Origin of the sequence: Actinoplanes sp. DH11 (assembly GCF_020873875.1) — a bacterium.
GTDB lineage: Bacteria > Actinomycetota > Actinomycetes > Mycobacteriales > Micromonosporaceae > Actinoplanes.
Window position 1 is genome coordinate 1 of the sequence record NZ_JAHWGU010000001.1, and the last position, 13,701, is coordinate 13,701.

At 72.2% G+C, this 13,701-nt stretch carries 12 protein-coding genes; 4 read left to right on the forward strand and 8 right to left on the reverse strand.

Annotated features, from left to right (window positions below; all coding sequences use genetic code 11):
- Positions 1-857 precede the first annotated feature (857 nt).
- The 4 genes from LPA41_RS00005 to LPA41_RS00020 all read right to left on the reverse strand — a co-directional run bounded on the left by LPA41_RS00005 (position 858) and on the right by LPA41_RS00020 (position 6,253).
- Complete coding sequence (locus LPA41_RS00005; protein WP_229067337.1) at positions 858-1,172, reverse strand: YbaB/EbfC family nucleoid-associated protein; 315 nt, start codon at positions 1,170-1,172, stop codon at positions 858-860.
- Between the two features lie 893 nt (positions 1,173-2,065).
- On the reverse strand, positions 2,066-2,479 hold the full coding sequence (locus tag LPA41_RS00010) for a zf-TFIIB domain-containing protein (RefSeq protein ID WP_229067338.1): 414 nt from the start codon (positions 2,477-2,479) through the stop codon (positions 2,066-2,068).
- Between the two features lies 1 nt (position 2,480).
- On the reverse strand, positions 2,481-3,728 hold the full coding sequence (locus tag LPA41_RS00015; RefSeq protein WP_229067339.1) for a glycosyltransferase 87 family protein: 1,248 nt from the start codon (positions 3,726-3,728) through the stop codon (positions 2,481-2,483).
- Entirely contained in the window at positions 3,725-6,253 is a 2,529-nt protein-coding gene (locus LPA41_RS00020) for a bifunctional diguanylate cyclase/phosphodiesterase (protein WP_229068066.1), read from the reverse strand. Before LPA41_RS00020 ends, LPA41_RS00015 begins: the two co-directional genes overlap by 4 nt.
- 470 nt (positions 6,254-6,723) lie before the next feature.
- Here LPA41_RS00020 and moaC point away from each other — a divergent pair, with 470 nt between their 5' ends.
- The 4 genes from moaC to LPA41_RS00040 are packed head-to-tail and all read left to right on the forward strand — an operon-like array spanning position 6,724 to position 9,347.
- On the forward strand, positions 6,724-7,215 hold the full coding sequence (gene moaC, locus LPA41_RS00025; RefSeq protein WP_229067340.1) for a cyclic pyranopterin monophosphate synthase MoaC: 492 nt from the start codon (positions 6,724-6,726) through the stop codon (positions 7,213-7,215).
- Positions 7,212-7,679, forward strand: a complete 468-nt coding sequence (locus LPA41_RS00030; protein WP_229067341.1) for a molybdenum cofactor biosynthesis protein B — start codon at positions 7,212-7,214, stop codon at positions 7,677-7,679. The genes moaC and LPA41_RS00030 overlap by 4 nt, the downstream gene beginning before the upstream one ends.
- A gap of 23 nt (positions 7,680-7,702) precedes the next feature.
- Positions 7,703-8,911, forward strand: a complete 1,209-nt coding sequence (locus LPA41_RS00035; protein ID WP_229067342.1) for a molybdopterin molybdotransferase MoeA — start codon at positions 7,703-7,705, stop codon at positions 8,909-8,911.
- Position 8,912: 1 nt separating this feature from the next.
- A complete protein-coding gene (locus LPA41_RS00040) occupies positions 8,913-9,347 on the forward strand; it encodes a molybdenum cofactor biosynthesis protein MoaE (protein ID WP_229067343.1) in 435 nt (144 codons plus the stop codon).
- Between the two features lie 82 nt (positions 9,348-9,429).
- On the opposite strand, the gene LPA41_RS00045 is transcribed toward LPA41_RS00040, so the two are convergent.
- The 4 genes from LPA41_RS00045 to LPA41_RS00060 form a co-directional block, all read right to left on the reverse strand.
- The gene (locus tag LPA41_RS00045; protein ID WP_229067344.1) at positions 9,430-10,815 is read right to left on the reverse strand and encodes a glycosyltransferase family 87 protein; all 1,386 of its coding nucleotides are present in this window, start codon (positions 10,813-10,815) and stop codon (positions 9,430-9,432) included.
- 243 nt (positions 10,816-11,058) lie between these two features.
- Positions 11,059-11,637, reverse strand: coding sequence for a DoxX family membrane protein (locus LPA41_RS00050; RefSeq protein ID WP_229067345.1), 579 nt, complete (start codon positions 11,635-11,637; stop codon positions 11,059-11,061).
- A 28-nt stretch (positions 11,638-11,665) separates the two neighbouring features.
- Positions 11,666-12,871, reverse strand: coding sequence for an ATP-binding protein (locus LPA41_RS00055; RefSeq protein WP_229067346.1), 1,206 nt, complete (start codon positions 12,869-12,871; stop codon positions 11,666-11,668).
- 91 nt (positions 12,872-12,962) lie between these two features.
- Positions 12,963-13,568 (reverse strand): hypothetical protein, encoded by a 606-nt coding sequence (locus tag LPA41_RS00060; RefSeq protein ID WP_229067347.1) that lies wholly within the window; start codon positions 13,566-13,568, stop codon positions 12,963-12,965.
- Positions 13,569-13,701: the final 133 nt, after the last annotated feature.

Here is a 13,701-nt window from a genome sequence, read left to right on the forward strand (position 1 = left end):
GACATCGACCACTACCTCCCCCGGCAGGACACAGGAAGCCCACCACACCACGACCATCCAGCCACCACCAACCACCACACGCCAGCCGACACGCCCACCACACCAAATGGGCAACAGAGTCGCTAGCAGATCAACATCTCGACAGGGACGGCGTGTCCGGCGCCACCGGGACCGGGAGGACGCGGGGTGATGCGCGGGCGGTCTCGGCTGGACGGCGATCGGTGTGCGGCGCTCGGGGAGGGCGCTGGCCGCGCGTGTCGACGGCGAGGCGGTCCTGGCCGCGGGTGGCGGCGGTGGGGGCGGTGCTGGCCGCGGGTGGCGGCGGTGGGCGTTGCACGTGGGCACAGGCTGAGCCGATCGGTCCGGCTGTCGCTCACGGTTGGTGGAGAGCGCTTTTTGTGACCGTGAGCGACAGCCGGATGGACCGGCTTGCGCTCGTGGTTGCTGAGACCGGTCGCGGGCGACCACATCCACAAGCCGGCAGCGACCCGTCCCCGATCCGGCTGCAGGGACCAGCGTGGTGGAAGTCGAGCGTCGGAGGCCGGCAGGACCCCGGCGGCCGACCCAGCAGGAGCGGCAGGACCCGGCAAGAGCGGCCGGAGGAGCGGCCGCAGCCGGCAGGAGCGGCCGGAGGAGCGGCCGCAGCCGGCAGGAGCGGCCGGAGGAGCGGCCGCAGCCGGCAGGAGCGGCCGGAGGAGCGGCCGCACCCGGCAGGAGCGGCCGGTGATCGTTCGCCGGTCAACGGCCAGGCATGTCCGGCGACGCCCAGGGCTCTCCGTCGGCAGTAGTCCTTTGTGGTCCACGCCGGGTCGCGGCTCGGCCGCGGCCCCCGTCCGGCGTGAACGACAGCGGTACTGTCAGGCTTCGTTGCGGTGATTGATGACTAGGTTTTCGATTTGCCGGTGTTTGCCGGCGGATGCGTTCTGCACGGTTTCCACGATTACCCGGGCGAGGGTGCTGGGATCCCACTCACGGCAGGCCTGTGGATTCAGCAACAGATTCACGAGGCGGCCGTCGGCATCCACGGTGGCGCACACCGCGCCGTCCTCGGACTCCGCGCTCACCTGCATCGTCGCGATGCTGCGCTGGAGTTCGTCCACACCGGAACGAAGTTCCTCGTAGCGGCCGTAGACATTTTCCAGATCGCTTCGCAAATCCGTAGTTTCAGTCACGGTTCTTCCTCCGTTCGCCGCGACAGGGGGCGTCGTGACAATACCCAAGATCCGCGACGTTGCGTATTCCGACAACTTCGTAACGCACACGAAAAGAGAGCCTTATCGAAATAGTTCTCTCTTAAGTGATGGAGTGACTCCGGTTGGTGCTCACGTAGCGTGATGAAGAGCACTCCGCCGGGGAGCGGGGCCTCAGCCGATTCCTGGCTTGACGGCCGGTTTTGGCAGGGCCGGGCGGTCGTGGACACAGTGGAGACGACTCGCTGAGAACACGGCGGGTGATCGTTCAGGGGGCGAGCGCGGCGGCATGTGGCCGACGATGGCGGAAAGACAGCGATCCCACAGCGCGGAACTGGTGACGTCCACATGCTGCAAACAGCGAGGTCGACACGGGTCGCGATCGAGCCGCGGAGCCCGGCGACGGACGCGGCGATCAGAAGCGGAGCGCGTGGCGCGGTCAGAAGCGGCGCGGGCAGGTGCGGCGCGGGCAGGTGCGGCGCGGTCAGGTGCGGCGCGGGCAGAAGCGGCGCGGGCAGGTGCGGCCCGGTCAGGAGCGGCCCGGTCAGGTGCGGCCCGGTTAGGTGCGGCGCGGGCAGAAGCGGCCCGGTCAGGAGCGGCCCGGTCAGGAGCGGCGCGGGCAACCGGGCGGGGTAGGGATAGTTCGAGGTCCGGCGCTCAGGGCACCCGGCGGCCGACGTCCTGACCCGCGGGCGGTGTGGTGACCGATGCTGCGTGCCCGGCCCGGCGCGGCTGCGTGCCCGGCCCGGCGCGGCGGAGAGTTGAAGCCCGGATGGGAGAGGCCCGAAATGTCAGGACTCAGGCGGAATGGTGACAAGGCTGCGGGCCGCCGAGGTAGGCCTCGGCGGCTTCGCCGTGTCGCGTGACCGGGTGGGTCAGTCGAACAGGTTGTGCAGGAAGCTCTTGCGGCGGTAGTGGCCGTGGTGCTGCTGCTGCCGGTAGTGGCCGTGGTGACCGTAGCCGGGACGACCGTAGGCCGCGGCTGCCGGCGGGTAGGCCGCTGGGGCGCCGTAAGCCGGCGGGGGCGGCGGCGGGGGCGGGTAGCCGGGCTGGTGGCTCTGGTGCGGTGCGTGCTGAGAGTAGGGCGGGGGCGGCGGGGCTTGCCCCGGGGCGCCGGGACCGTGCCCCGGTGCGCCGGGCCGCGCGTTGAAGGACGCCTCGGCAGCGAAGATCTTTTCGAGCTCACCGCGGTCCAGGAAGATCCCACGGCATTCGGTGCACTGGTCGATCGTCACATTGCTGCGCTCGTAGACCCGCATTTCGCCATGACACTTGGGACAGGTCATCATTTCATTGACGGTACAAGGCCGTGTCGCGCCGTGCAGCGGTTGTAGCTGTGTCCTTGCTGAGTGCACTCGCCCAGATGAGGAACGCGGCCGGGTAGAGGATGTAGCCGAATCGGGTGGTCGGCATCAGCAGGATCGCCGCGAGCAGGCCGAAGCCGCAGAAGAGTGCCGCACTGCGGGCGTCCCGGGGTGGCCGGCGGATCAGCAGGAGACCGATGACGGCGGCGGCCGCGATCAGCAGGCCGGCGGCGACGTAGCGGCCGCCGGGCAGGGCCTGCGAGATCAGGTATCCGGGGAACGGTGACTGTGCGGGGCTGGTGACCAGGCCGTGCCCGAGCGGGAAGCGCAGCACGTTCTCGACGAGGGCGTCGGCGTCGGTGAGCAGGGGCGGGATCAGGGCCAGCAGCGGCAGGCCGAGCGCGGGTGGCAGCAGGCGGCGCCAGTGGCCGGTGGCGACGGCGAGCACGACGAGGACGGCGACGACCGGCAGGGCGAAGAGTTTGCAGGCGGCGGCCGCGCCGGCGGCGGCGCCGGCCCATCCCCAGCGGCCGGCGGCGGTCAGCGCCAGGGCGAGCAGGCACAGGGCGAGGACCGGGATGTCGTCGCCTCCGGTGGCCAGGGTGAGTGCGGTGACCGGCAGTACGGTGGCCGACTGGATTGCCCGTACCCGGCTCGGGGTGGAACGCAGCAGGGTGACCGCCGCCGCCAGCGCGGCCACCGTCGCGATCGCGAACCAGAGCCGGGCGTCGGTCCACCAGTGATCGCCGGCGAAGCCGCGCGGGAGACCGAAAACGGCCATGCCGGGCTGGTACGGGCGATAGCCGAGCAGCCGTTCGTCGAGGGGGATCGCGGCGATTTCGGCACGGCTCAGGTAGGGCGTGCCGGTGCTCAGCAGCGACTCGCCCATGTGCTCGACGACGAGGACTTCCTCCTGGGCGCGGTCGGTGCGCCCGCCGGCCCGCTGCACCGCCTGCACGACCAGGGGCAGGAGGGCGACGGCCACCCAGGTGAGCCAGGCGAGCAGGGCACGGTAGCGGGTCGTGACGGTGCGGCCGGACCGGGCCAGGAGCAGCTGCACCACGACCGCGAGCGTGGCGGCCGCGTAGCCCCACGCCGCCACCGAGCCCCACGCGCGGTGCGGCAGCAGGGTCGAGGTGAGCGCGGTGACCAGGGCGAAAACCGCCGACACCAGGTAGAGGCCGAGGTCGGCAGCGAGCCCGTCGGCTGCTCGGTCGAGGCGTCGCAGGTTCACGCGGGCAAGTGTGGCAGAGGCGATCTTCCGCTGCGGGTGGACCGGCGGACCGGCATCCGGACCACGGCGCCGGCGTCGTGCAGTGCGGTGGCCAGCACGCCCGGCCGGCCGGCGGAGCCGCGCCGCAGAGCGCCGAGGAAACGTGCCGCGGAGTAGGGCCGGGCGAAGAGGTGTCCCTGGCCGGCGAGGCAGCCCAGCTCCCAGAGCGCGCGGCGTTGCGGCTCGCTCTCCACCCCCTCGGCGACGACGGTGAGGTGCAGGTTGCGGGCCAGGTCCACGGTGGTGCGGATGACCGCCGCCGCCTCCGCCGAGGTCTCCACGGCGGCCACGAACGCACTGTCGATCTTCAGTTGGTTGACCGGGATGCGGGACAGGACGGAGAGCGACGAGACCCCCGTGCCGAAGTCGTCGATCGCCAGCCGGATGCCGGCGTCGCGCAGCTCGGCCAGGGCGCGTTCGACCACGTCGAGCTGGCTGATGGTGAGTGTTTCGGCGAGTTCCAGGGTGAGCCGGTCCGGCGCGACGCCGTGCCGGGCGAGCCGTGCCAGCACGGCACCCGGGAACTGCGGGTCGAGCAGGCTGCGCGGTGACACGTTCACCGCGACGGGCAGGTCGAAGCCGGCCTCGCGCCAGGTCTGCATGGCGAGCAGCGACTGTTCCAGCACGGCGTCCGCGAACGCCGGCAGCTGGCCGGACCGCTCCACCGTCTCCAGGAACTGCACGGGCGTGAGGCTGCCCTGGGCGGGGTGCCGCCAGCGGGCCAGCGCCTCGGCGGAGATCACTTCGCCGCTGCCCAGGTCGACGATCGGCTGGAAGTCGACGGTGAACTCGTGCTCGGCGACCGCCCGGCGCAGGTCGCCGGTGAGCATCAGCCGGTCGAGGTCGGCGGTGTCCCGGGCGGGCACGTAGATCGCGGTCTGCTCGCCGGTCCGTTTCGCCTGGTACATCGCGATGTCAGCGCGGCGCATCAGCTCTTCGACGCCGCCCGTGCCGGCGGCCAGCGCGATGCCGCCGGCAGCGTCCACTGTGATCTGCATGCCCTCGACCTCGATGCTGGGGTCCAAGGCGGTGAGCATCGCGGTGGCGCGGTGGGTGGCAAGCGCCGGGGTGGGCAGGCCGGCCATCAGCACGGCGAACTCGTCACCACCGAGGCGGGCCACCAGGTCACCGTCGACGGCCGCGCCGTTGAGCCGGCTGGCCACCTCGCGCAGCACGTCGTCACCGGCGGCGTGCCCCAGCGTGTCGTTGACCTCCTTGAAGTGGTTCAGGTCGATCAGCAGCAGCGCGAAGAGGCCGGCCTGCTCGGTGCTCCGGAACTGCTCGGCGGCGTGCTCGTACAGCCGGCGGCGGTTGGGCAGCCCGGTGAGCGGGTCGTGGGTGGCGGCGTGCTCGTTCTCGGCGGCGATGCGGGCGAGTTCCGCGTACGCCTGGGCGTTGCGGATGGCAGTGCAGAGCGCCGACGCGAAGGTGCGCAGTTTGTACTGCTCGACCTCGGTCAGCCGGACCGCACCGCCGAAGCTGAGCCGCAGCACACCGACCCGGACCCCGCCGTCGTGCGCGACCAGGTCGACCGCCTTCTCGTCCAGCCGGGGCAGGGTGGCGGTCAGCGGGCCGTCGGCGAGGACGCGGGCCTCGGTGGCCCGGACCGTCCGCCCGGCACTGCCGGTCGTGACGTCGATGGTGGCCTCGGCCGCGGAGAAGATCTGTGCCGCGCGCGTCGTCGCCGCGTGCAGCACCTTGGTGAGGTCGACCGCGTTGAGCTCGTCGGTCGCCTTCGCCAGACGTTGCCACGACTCGCGTTCCTCGCGGGTGCGGGCGCTGCGGGACTGCCACAGGTGCATGCAAGCCACAACGAGTGGGACGACCAGCAGGAACAACATGTTGGCGTCGGCGGCGAGGAGCCCGGCGACGAGAAGGCAGGCGGCCAGTTGGCCGAGGTAGCCGATGACCTTGCTCTTGCCGTTCTTCAGCGCGGCCCGCCGGATGCTCGTCCGGCTGTCCGTGGCCATCACGGGGAAGAAGACCAGGTGGTCGACGAGTGTGAAGGCGGTGAGCGCGACGAAGATGGCGACGGCCGGGAACGACGGGTCGGTGAGGTCGGGACGCACGCCGAGGAGCAGGAAGACCGCGCCGGCCGCACTCGCGGTGAGGGTTTCCTTCGCCACCGCGAACAACGTCTTGCGCAGGCCGGCCCGGATCGACACCTTGAGGACCGCGAGGGCGACCGCCGAGCAGAACACCACCCACGGCGCCGGGATCAGCAGCATGCCGACCAGCACCGGCACCTCACCCCAGGCGGTGCCGTCCATGCTGGACCGGATCCGGACCGACACCTTGAGCTTGTTGGCCGCCGCGATCACGGCGGTGAGCAGGGCCAGGATCCAGGGTTGCGGCGGGGGGACCGGATGGTGGAGCAGGGCCAGCACCCAGCCACCGAGGGCGAGGGACGCCGCAACGACGACGAGACCGATGAGCAGCCGTAGCCGCCTATCGGTCGCGTCGTCGTTGGTGCTGGTCTCAGTCATGGTCATCCCGTCGCCGAGCGCAATCAGTTCGTCGCTCAAGGCTCAGGTTATTCATGAGGGCCGCTTCGCGCACCCTCGTCCTTCAGCCCCAGTCGTTGTTGCCGCGCATGGCTTTCTCCTCATTCTGAGTGGACATCAAAGGATTCGAGATCCGATGACGGACTGATCCGATGACGTACATCTGGCACTTGTCTGTCGCGACAAGGACGAACCTAGGGTCTCAGACGTGTCTGTTTCCAGAGGATCGTGTCAGTATGCGCAGAATGCGAGAATAGATCGCGTTGTCGTCACTGATAGTCCCGTAATGGCGACTCAATGCAATGAAGAAAGCATTCCGAATGTCATTTTCGTCCCCGGCCGACGCTTCCTGACCAGTGCCGGAAGCATGACCGGCGGGTATGGACAAAGTGTGAAGCCAATACGGCGGTGATGCGAACGCGACGGCCGTAACGGCTCTATAAGCTCCCGGTATGCCCCAGGAATTCCAGCTGACCCATGTCGACGAGACCGGCGCGGCCCGGATGGTCGACGTGTCCGCCAAGCCGGTGAGTGCCCGCCGAGCCGTCGCGGCGGGCCGGGTCCGGACCACCGCCGAGGTGATCGACCTGCTGCGCCGGGACGGCCTGCCGAAGGGCGACGCCCTCGCCGTGGCCCGCCTTGCCGGCATCATGGGCGCCAAGCGCACCCCGGAACTGATTCCGCTGTGTCACCCGATCGGGCTGCACGGTGTCACCGTGGAGTTGACCCCGACCGACACGACCGTGGAGATCACGGCGACCGCCAAGACCGCGGACCGGACCGGCGTCGAGATGGAGGCGCTCACCGCCGTCGCGACGGCGGGCCTCGCGATGATCGACATGATCAAGGCGGTGGACCCGGCCGCGAGCATCGAGGCGGTGCGGGTGATGCGCAAGGAAGGCGGCAAGACCGGCGATTGGGTACGGCCGGAGGACCGTCCATGAAAGCCCGGGTGATCGTCGCCTCGAACCGTGCCGCGGCCGGCGTCTACGCCGACACCAGCGGTCCCCGCCTGGTCGCCGGTCTCCGCGACCTCGGCTGCGAGGTGACCGGCCCGGTCGTCGTGCCGGACGGCGAGCCGGTGGCCGAGGCGCTGCGGGCGGCCGTCGCCGACGGCGTCGACGTGGTCGTGACGAGCGGCGGCACCGGCGTCACCCCGACCGACCGGACCCCGGAGGCGACCCGGGGCCTGCTGGACTTCGAGATACCGGGCATCGCCGAGGCGATCCGGGCGCACAGCCGGGACGCCGTACCGGCCGCCGCGCTCTCCCGTGGCCTGGCCGGTGTGGCCGGCCGCACCCTGATCGTCAACCTGCCCGGCTCGACCGGCGGCGCGAAGGACGGGCTGGCGGTGCTCGGGCCGATCCTGCGGCACACCGTCGACCAGATCCGCGGCGGAGATCATTGACGGATCGGCGATAGGCTCAGCCGGTGACCGACACGACCCCAGTGGACTGGGAGCAGGCACGCGCCCTGGCGTACGCGGCGGGCCGTGCCGCGGCCGGTGCCGCCGAGCGGGTCCCGCTCGCCGACGCCGACGGCCGGACCCTGGCCGAGCCGCTGCGCGCGCTCACCGACCTGCCGGCCTTTCCGACCTCGAGCATCGACGGCTGGGCGGTGCGCGGGTCCGGCCCGTGGCTGCCGGAGGGCCGGGTGCTGGCCGGCGGCACACCGCCACCGCTGAGCGGGGACGGTGCGTGTGTCGAGATCGCCACCGGCGCGATGGTGCCGGCGGGCGCCACCGCGCTGATCCGGATCGAGGACTCGGCGACCGGAGCGGACGGGCGGGTCACCGGTGAGCCGCGCGCGATCCCCGACTGGCGCCTCCCGGGTGAGGAGGCGAACCGCGGTGAGGAGCTGCTGCCGGCCGGGACCGCTGTCGACCCCGCGGTGATAGGTGTCGCCGCCACCTGCGGGTACTCGTCGCTGGCGGTCCTGGCCGAGCCGCGTGCCGCCCTGCTGGTCTTCGGCGACGAGCTGCTCACCGAGGGCCCACCCGGCGCCGGCCGGGTGCGTGACTCGCTCGGCCCGCAGGTCCCCGGCTGGCTGCGGCGTTACGGCGCGACCGTCACCGGTGTGACCGGCCCGGTCAAGGACACGCTCGCCGCGCACCTCGACGCGATCCGCGACGGCCTGGCAGGCGCCGACCTGGTCTGCACCACCGGTGGCACCATGCACGGCCCGGTCGACCACCTGCATCCCGCGCTCGCCGAGCTGGGCGCGGAGTACATCGTCAACACCGTCGCGGTCCGTCCCGGCTTCCCGATGCTGCTGGCCCGGGTGCCCGGCGACCGGCCGAAGTTCCTGGCCGGGCTGCCCGGCAACCCGCAGTCCGCGGTGATCGCGCTGGTCACGCTCGTCGCGCCGCTGCTGGCCGGCCTGCGCGGCCGCCCACTCCCGCCGCTGCCGCAGGTCGAGGCCGCCACCGACGTGCCGGGCCGGGGCGACTTCACGCACCTGGCGCTGGCCCGGCTGGACCCGGCCGGCCGCACCGCGACACCGACCGGGCACGTCGGCTCGGCGATGCTGCGCGGCCTCGCCAACTCGCACGGTTTCGTGGTGGTCCGGCCCGGCACCCGCGCCGCGACCGGCGACCTGGTTCCCTTCCTGCCCCTTCCGCTGATGCCCGGGGAGCGCTGACATGACTGTCCCAGCCGGTGTGGTGACCCGTTGCGAGGTCGTCGACGCCCCGCTCGACCTCGCCGCGCACGAGGCCGCGGTGGCCGACGCCCGGGCCGGTGCGGTCGTCTCGTTCCAGGGCGTGGTCCGCGACCACGACCACGGGCGGGGGGTGACCCTGCTGGAGTACGAGGGCCACCCGACCGCCGCCGCGATCCTCCGCGAGGTGGCCGACGAGATCGCCGCCGACCCGGCCGTCTACGCGGTCGCTGTGTCGCACCGCATCGGCACTCTCGGGATCGGCGATGTCGCGCTCGTCGCCTCGGTCAGCACGGCGCACCGGGCGGCGGCTTTCGAGGCGTGCGGCCGGCTGGTCGACGAGGCCAAGGCGCGGCTGCCGATCTGGAAACGGCAGGTCTTCACGGACGGCGCCGAGGAGTGGGTGAACTGCCCCTGACCCGGGCATGAGCGGCGGCGTCAGCCGCCACGCGGCGGCGGGGCGTCAGCCGCCACGCGGCACCGACATCGTGGGCGGGGCGTCAGCCGCCGCGCGGGACCGGGATCGCGGCCGCCCGGCGGAACGACCTCCGGACCGGGGCTACCGGTACGGTTTCGTTGCGCCAGGGCAGGGCGTTGACCAGGACGATCAGGGCGATGGCGTACCCGTTCCAGGTGACGGCGCCGTGAGGATCGGCGACGAGCAGGCCGTACCCGGCGATCGCGGCCAGGCCGAACCCTGCACCGGCAAGCCGGGCAGGGGAGAGGCCGGCGCCGGCGAACAGGGCACGGCAGAGCCCGGGCCAGGCCGGCCGGCCGCCGGGCGGACCGGCCGGCCGGCTGCGAATCGCCACGTCGCCGAGGATCAGGACGGCCGGCAGCAGCCAGAGCGCCTCGCCGGCTGCGGCGACCGGACCGGCCACCGTCGCGGCGAGACCGACCAGCGTGAACGCGGCGACCTCGTCGTTGTCGGCGTGGGCCGAGCGGGCGCGGATCAGGCCGACCGCCAGGAGCAGCACGCCGAACGAGAGCCAGACCAGCACCGGGGGCGCGGTGTGACCGTGCAGCCGGGCCAGCAGACCGGCCAGGGACTGGTTGTCGGCGGCGCTGATCGGTGCGGTCCGGTCGAGTTGCCAGAGGGCGTGGCCGTACCAGGTAAGGGTTTCGCCGGGGGCCGCCACGAACGCTCCCAGGCTGACCGCCGCAGCCGTGGACAGCGCGGTCAGGCCGGCTCGCCGCCGGCGGCTGATCAGGAGGTAGCCGATCAGCAGCACCGGGGCCGGGGTCAGCGCGGTGGCCAGGCCGATGCCGGTGCCGGCCCAGGCGCCGGTGATCCAGATGCGGCGCAGGCGCTCGGTGTGTGACTGCTTCCCGTCCGGGAAGCGGGACCGCGGGAAGCGCCCGGGCAGCCAGCGGTCCCGGGCCCAGGCCACCCGGCGCAGGGCTACCAGGTCTACCACGACCAGGGCGAAAAGCAGCAGGTCGGTGCGGCCGAGACCGATCGTGGCGCGGACCGGGCCGGTCAGCAGGGCGAGCGCGGTCAGCGTGAGGACCAGTGGCGCGCGGCTGCGGCCGAGGCGCCGGGCGATCGGGCCGGCCAGCACCAGCAGGGCGAGCAGCAGCGCGGCGAGGCTCGCCAGGGCGAGCAGCCAGCCGGCCACCGGGAGGGGCAGGGCGGCGAGGGGCGCGAGGAGGAGGGCGAGCGCCGGGGAGAGGGCGGCGCCGGTCTGGGTGCCGGGGACGCGGTACGCGTAGAGCCCGTCGCCGACCATCCAGCTCCGGATGGCGGCCAACTGGATTTCGAGCATGCTCAGCCCGTACGCCTGCAGGGAAAGGCTGATCAGCAGAAGCGTGAGCGCGCCGCCGAGCGCGAGCAGCCCGGACCGCATGCGCGCAGCGCGGCGCACATCCCTGTCGATTGCCGGCATGCCGCGACCCCCGTCTCGTCCTCCGGGCACGGCACGGCTGCCGCTCCACCCGTCCCGGGGATTGACCAGGGCTTACCAGGGTGGGAGCGGCGGCAGTTGTAGCCGGGCGGAAGCGAGCTCTGCGAGGCGCAGACCGACCGTGACGGCCCTTCGTCCGCTTTAACGCAAAGGCCGCTTAGAGGTTGTTATCCGGGCAAAGTGGCCACACTCGCCGCGCACGGCGAGTGTGGAAACGCCGGTGGATCAGCCGGGAAGCTTGCGTGCGGCGGTGGCGGAGAGCGCGGCGATCCGGGCCTCCCGCTTGGCCGTCCGCACCGCGCGGCGCATCTCCCGCTGCGAGCGGTCGACCGCGCGGTTCAGCCGGTGCTGGCTGCGGTCCACGGCGTGGGTGGTCCGGTAGCGCAGGCTCGGCTTGCCCTCGGTGTCGGCGGCGGCGAGCAGCAGCCCGCCGAGCAGGCCGAGATTCTTCAGGAAGTGGATCTCCTGGGCGGGCCGCTCCTCCTTGGGCGCCGCCCAGAACGGGTGGCCGGCGACAGTGGTCGGCAGCAGGCCGGCGGCCAGCACCGCGGCGGCCGGGCGGGTGAAGTGCCCGCTGGCGAGGGCGAGGCCGGCCACCACGTCGGCGGCGGCCTTGGCCCGCACGAGCGTGGCCGGGTCGGTGGGCAGGCGCGGGTCGGTCTTCTCGAGCAGCGGCGTGATCCGGTCGGTGACCCGGCGGGCCGATTGCACCCGGCCCTCGCCCGGGTTCATCAGCACGCGGACCCCGCTGATCACGAAGATCGAGGCGAGCATGGCGCGGGCAGCGGTGCGAACGGGCTTCATGAACCTCGTTATACCCGTAACCGCGCGATTACACCGGTTGCGTTCGCAGGTACCGGCCGAAGTGCGGGACGGTGAACGCGACGGTGCCACGCTCGCCCGAGTAGATGAGGCCCTTTTTGATCAACGCGTCCCGGGCCGGTGAGAGGCTGGCCGGCTTGCGCCCCAGCGAGGTGGCGATGTCGGCGGTCGGCACGGCCGCGTCCATGTCGTTGCCCGGATCGCCGGAGAGTGTCGCCATGGCCCGCATGTACTCCCGCTCGGCCGGGGTGGCCCGCTCGAACCGCGAGCCGAAGAAGCCGACGGCCAACTCGCCCTCCGCCTCGGGCGCCGCCACCCGGACGTCGTCGGCCGTGACCGGTGTCTGCGGCGCGTGGTCCCAGGTCGCCTTGCCGTAGGCCTGCACGAAGTACGGGTAGCCGCCGGACTTCTCGTAGAGCAGGTCGAGCGCCTCCCGGTCGTACGCCACGCCCTCCCGCTCGGCCGGAATGCCCAGCGCGAGGTCGGCGGCGTCCCGGTCCAGCCGGTCGATCCGCGCGTACCGGAACAGGCGCTCGGAGTAGGACTTGGCGGCGGACAGCACCGCCGGCAGGTGCGGCAGCCCGGCGCCCACCACGATCAGCGGCGCGCCCAGCTGGGACAGCTCGTGGCAGGCCGCGCAGAGCGCCGACACGTCGGTGGCGCTCAGGTCCTGCATCTCGTCGATGAACAGGGCGATCCCGGTGCCGACGTCGGTGGCGAGCGAGGCCACGTCGGTGAAGAGCTCGACGAGGTCGATCTCGATGTCCCCGGAGTCGGCCCGGCCGCGTGCCGGCGGCACGTCGATGCCCGGCACCCAGCGGTCGCGCAGCTTCGCGTTGCCGTCGTTGGAGCGCAGCGCGAACGCCTTGAGCACGCCGAGCACCTCGTCCACCCGGTCCGGGTCGCGGTGGTGCGGCGCGAGCTCGCGGATCGCCATGTGCAGCGCGCCGGAGACCGGGCGGCGCAACGACTGGTCCGGCCGGGCCTCGATCTTGCCGGTGCCCCAGAGCCGGCCGATCGCGGCCGAGCGCAGGGTGTTCAGCAGGACCGTCTTGCCGACGCCACGCAGGCCGGTCAGGACCAGGCTGCGCTCCGGGCGGCCGCGGGCCACCCGCTCCAGGACGATGTCGAAGGCGTCCAGCTCACGGTCGCGGCCGGCGAGCTCGGGGGGACGCTGGCCGGCGCCGGGAGCGTACGGGTTCCGCACGGGATCCATGGCGTAGCACAGTATCGGGCTGTCTAACGCTGACGCTAGAGTCCACTCGATTTCACTCTCGACCGTCCTCTAGCGCTGTCTAGCAGAATCGCTAGAGCGTCCCATACTCACGGAGACAGAGAACCACGTCGACATCGTCGTACTCGGTGTCGTAGTAGTACCACTTCGTATAGTTCTTGACCTTGGAACACTTGCCCATCGCGTCCTTGTCGCCGGTGGTCCGCCCCTCAATGCGGGCCAGCACCTGATAGGTGTTGGCGGCGCAGGACACCACCCGCAGCTTCGGCTCCAGGTTGGTGCCGTCGTTGCGCACACACTGACCCTTGGCGGCGAACCGGGCGTCCTCACTGGTCTGCGGCCGCGGCCCGGTGCCGGCGGGCGTGGTCGCTGCGGTCACCGCCGGCGGCTCCTCGTCCTCGCGGCCCACCAGGAACCAGGCCACCGTCGCGACACCGCCGCCGACCAGCACGCTCAGCACCGCGACGAGAGCGCCCATGGCGAAACCACGGCGGGCCGGCTGGGACTTCTGGATCCAGTCCTGCGCGTAGGGCTGCTGCGGGATCGGCGGTGCCGGCGGCGGACTCCACGGCTGCGGCTGCTCGTGCTCACTCCACGGATCGGACGGCTCCGCATAGGGCTCGTCGGCGCCGCGGCCCGGCCTCGGCGGCTGACCGGGGGTCGGCCCGTTCTGCGACATCGCCAGTCCCTCCCGAAGCGGATTTCGCTGCCTGACACGGTAGCGTGCGGCACGGATCCGGATGTTGCCGGAATCGCGGGGCTTTGTCGGGAACCCGATCCCCATCGGAACAGACGGAACGTTACCGTCCACG

Bases quoted from the DNA above. Each gene is read 5' to 3' on its own strand.
- LPA41_RS00010 (WP_229067338.1), bottom strand. From the start codon at position 2,479: ATGATGACCTGTCCCAAGTGTCATGGCGAAATGCGGGTCTACGAGCGC.
- LPA41_RS00020 (WP_229068066.1), bottom strand. From the start codon at position 6,253: ATGACTGAGACCAGCACCAACGACGACGCGACCGATAGGCGGCTACGG.
- moaC (WP_229067340.1), top strand. From the start codon at position 6,724: ATGCCCCAGGAATTCCAGCTGACCCATGTCGACGAGACCGGCGCGGCC.
- LPA41_RS00030 (WP_229067341.1), top strand. From the start codon at position 7,212: ATGAAAGCCCGGGTGATCGTCGCCTCGAACCGTGCCGCGGCCGGCGTC.
- LPA41_RS00040 (WP_229067343.1), top strand. From the start codon at position 8,913: ATGACTGTCCCAGCCGGTGTGGTGACCCGTTGCGAGGTCGTCGACGCC.
- LPA41_RS00045 (WP_229067344.1), bottom strand. From the start codon at position 10,815: ATGCCGGCAATCGACAGGGATGTGCGCCGCGCTGCGCGCATGCGGTCC.
- LPA41_RS00050 (WP_229067345.1), bottom strand. From the start codon at position 11,637: ATGAAGCCCGTTCGCACCGCTGCCCGCGCCATGCTCGCCTCGATCTTC.
- LPA41_RS00055 (WP_229067346.1), bottom strand. From the start codon at position 12,871: ATGGATCCCGTGCGGAACCCGTACGCTCCCGGCGCCGGCCAGCGTCCC.
- LPA41_RS00060 (WP_229067347.1), bottom strand. From the start codon at position 13,568: ATGTCGCAGAACGGGCCGACCCCCGGTCAGCCGCCGAGGCCGGGCCGC.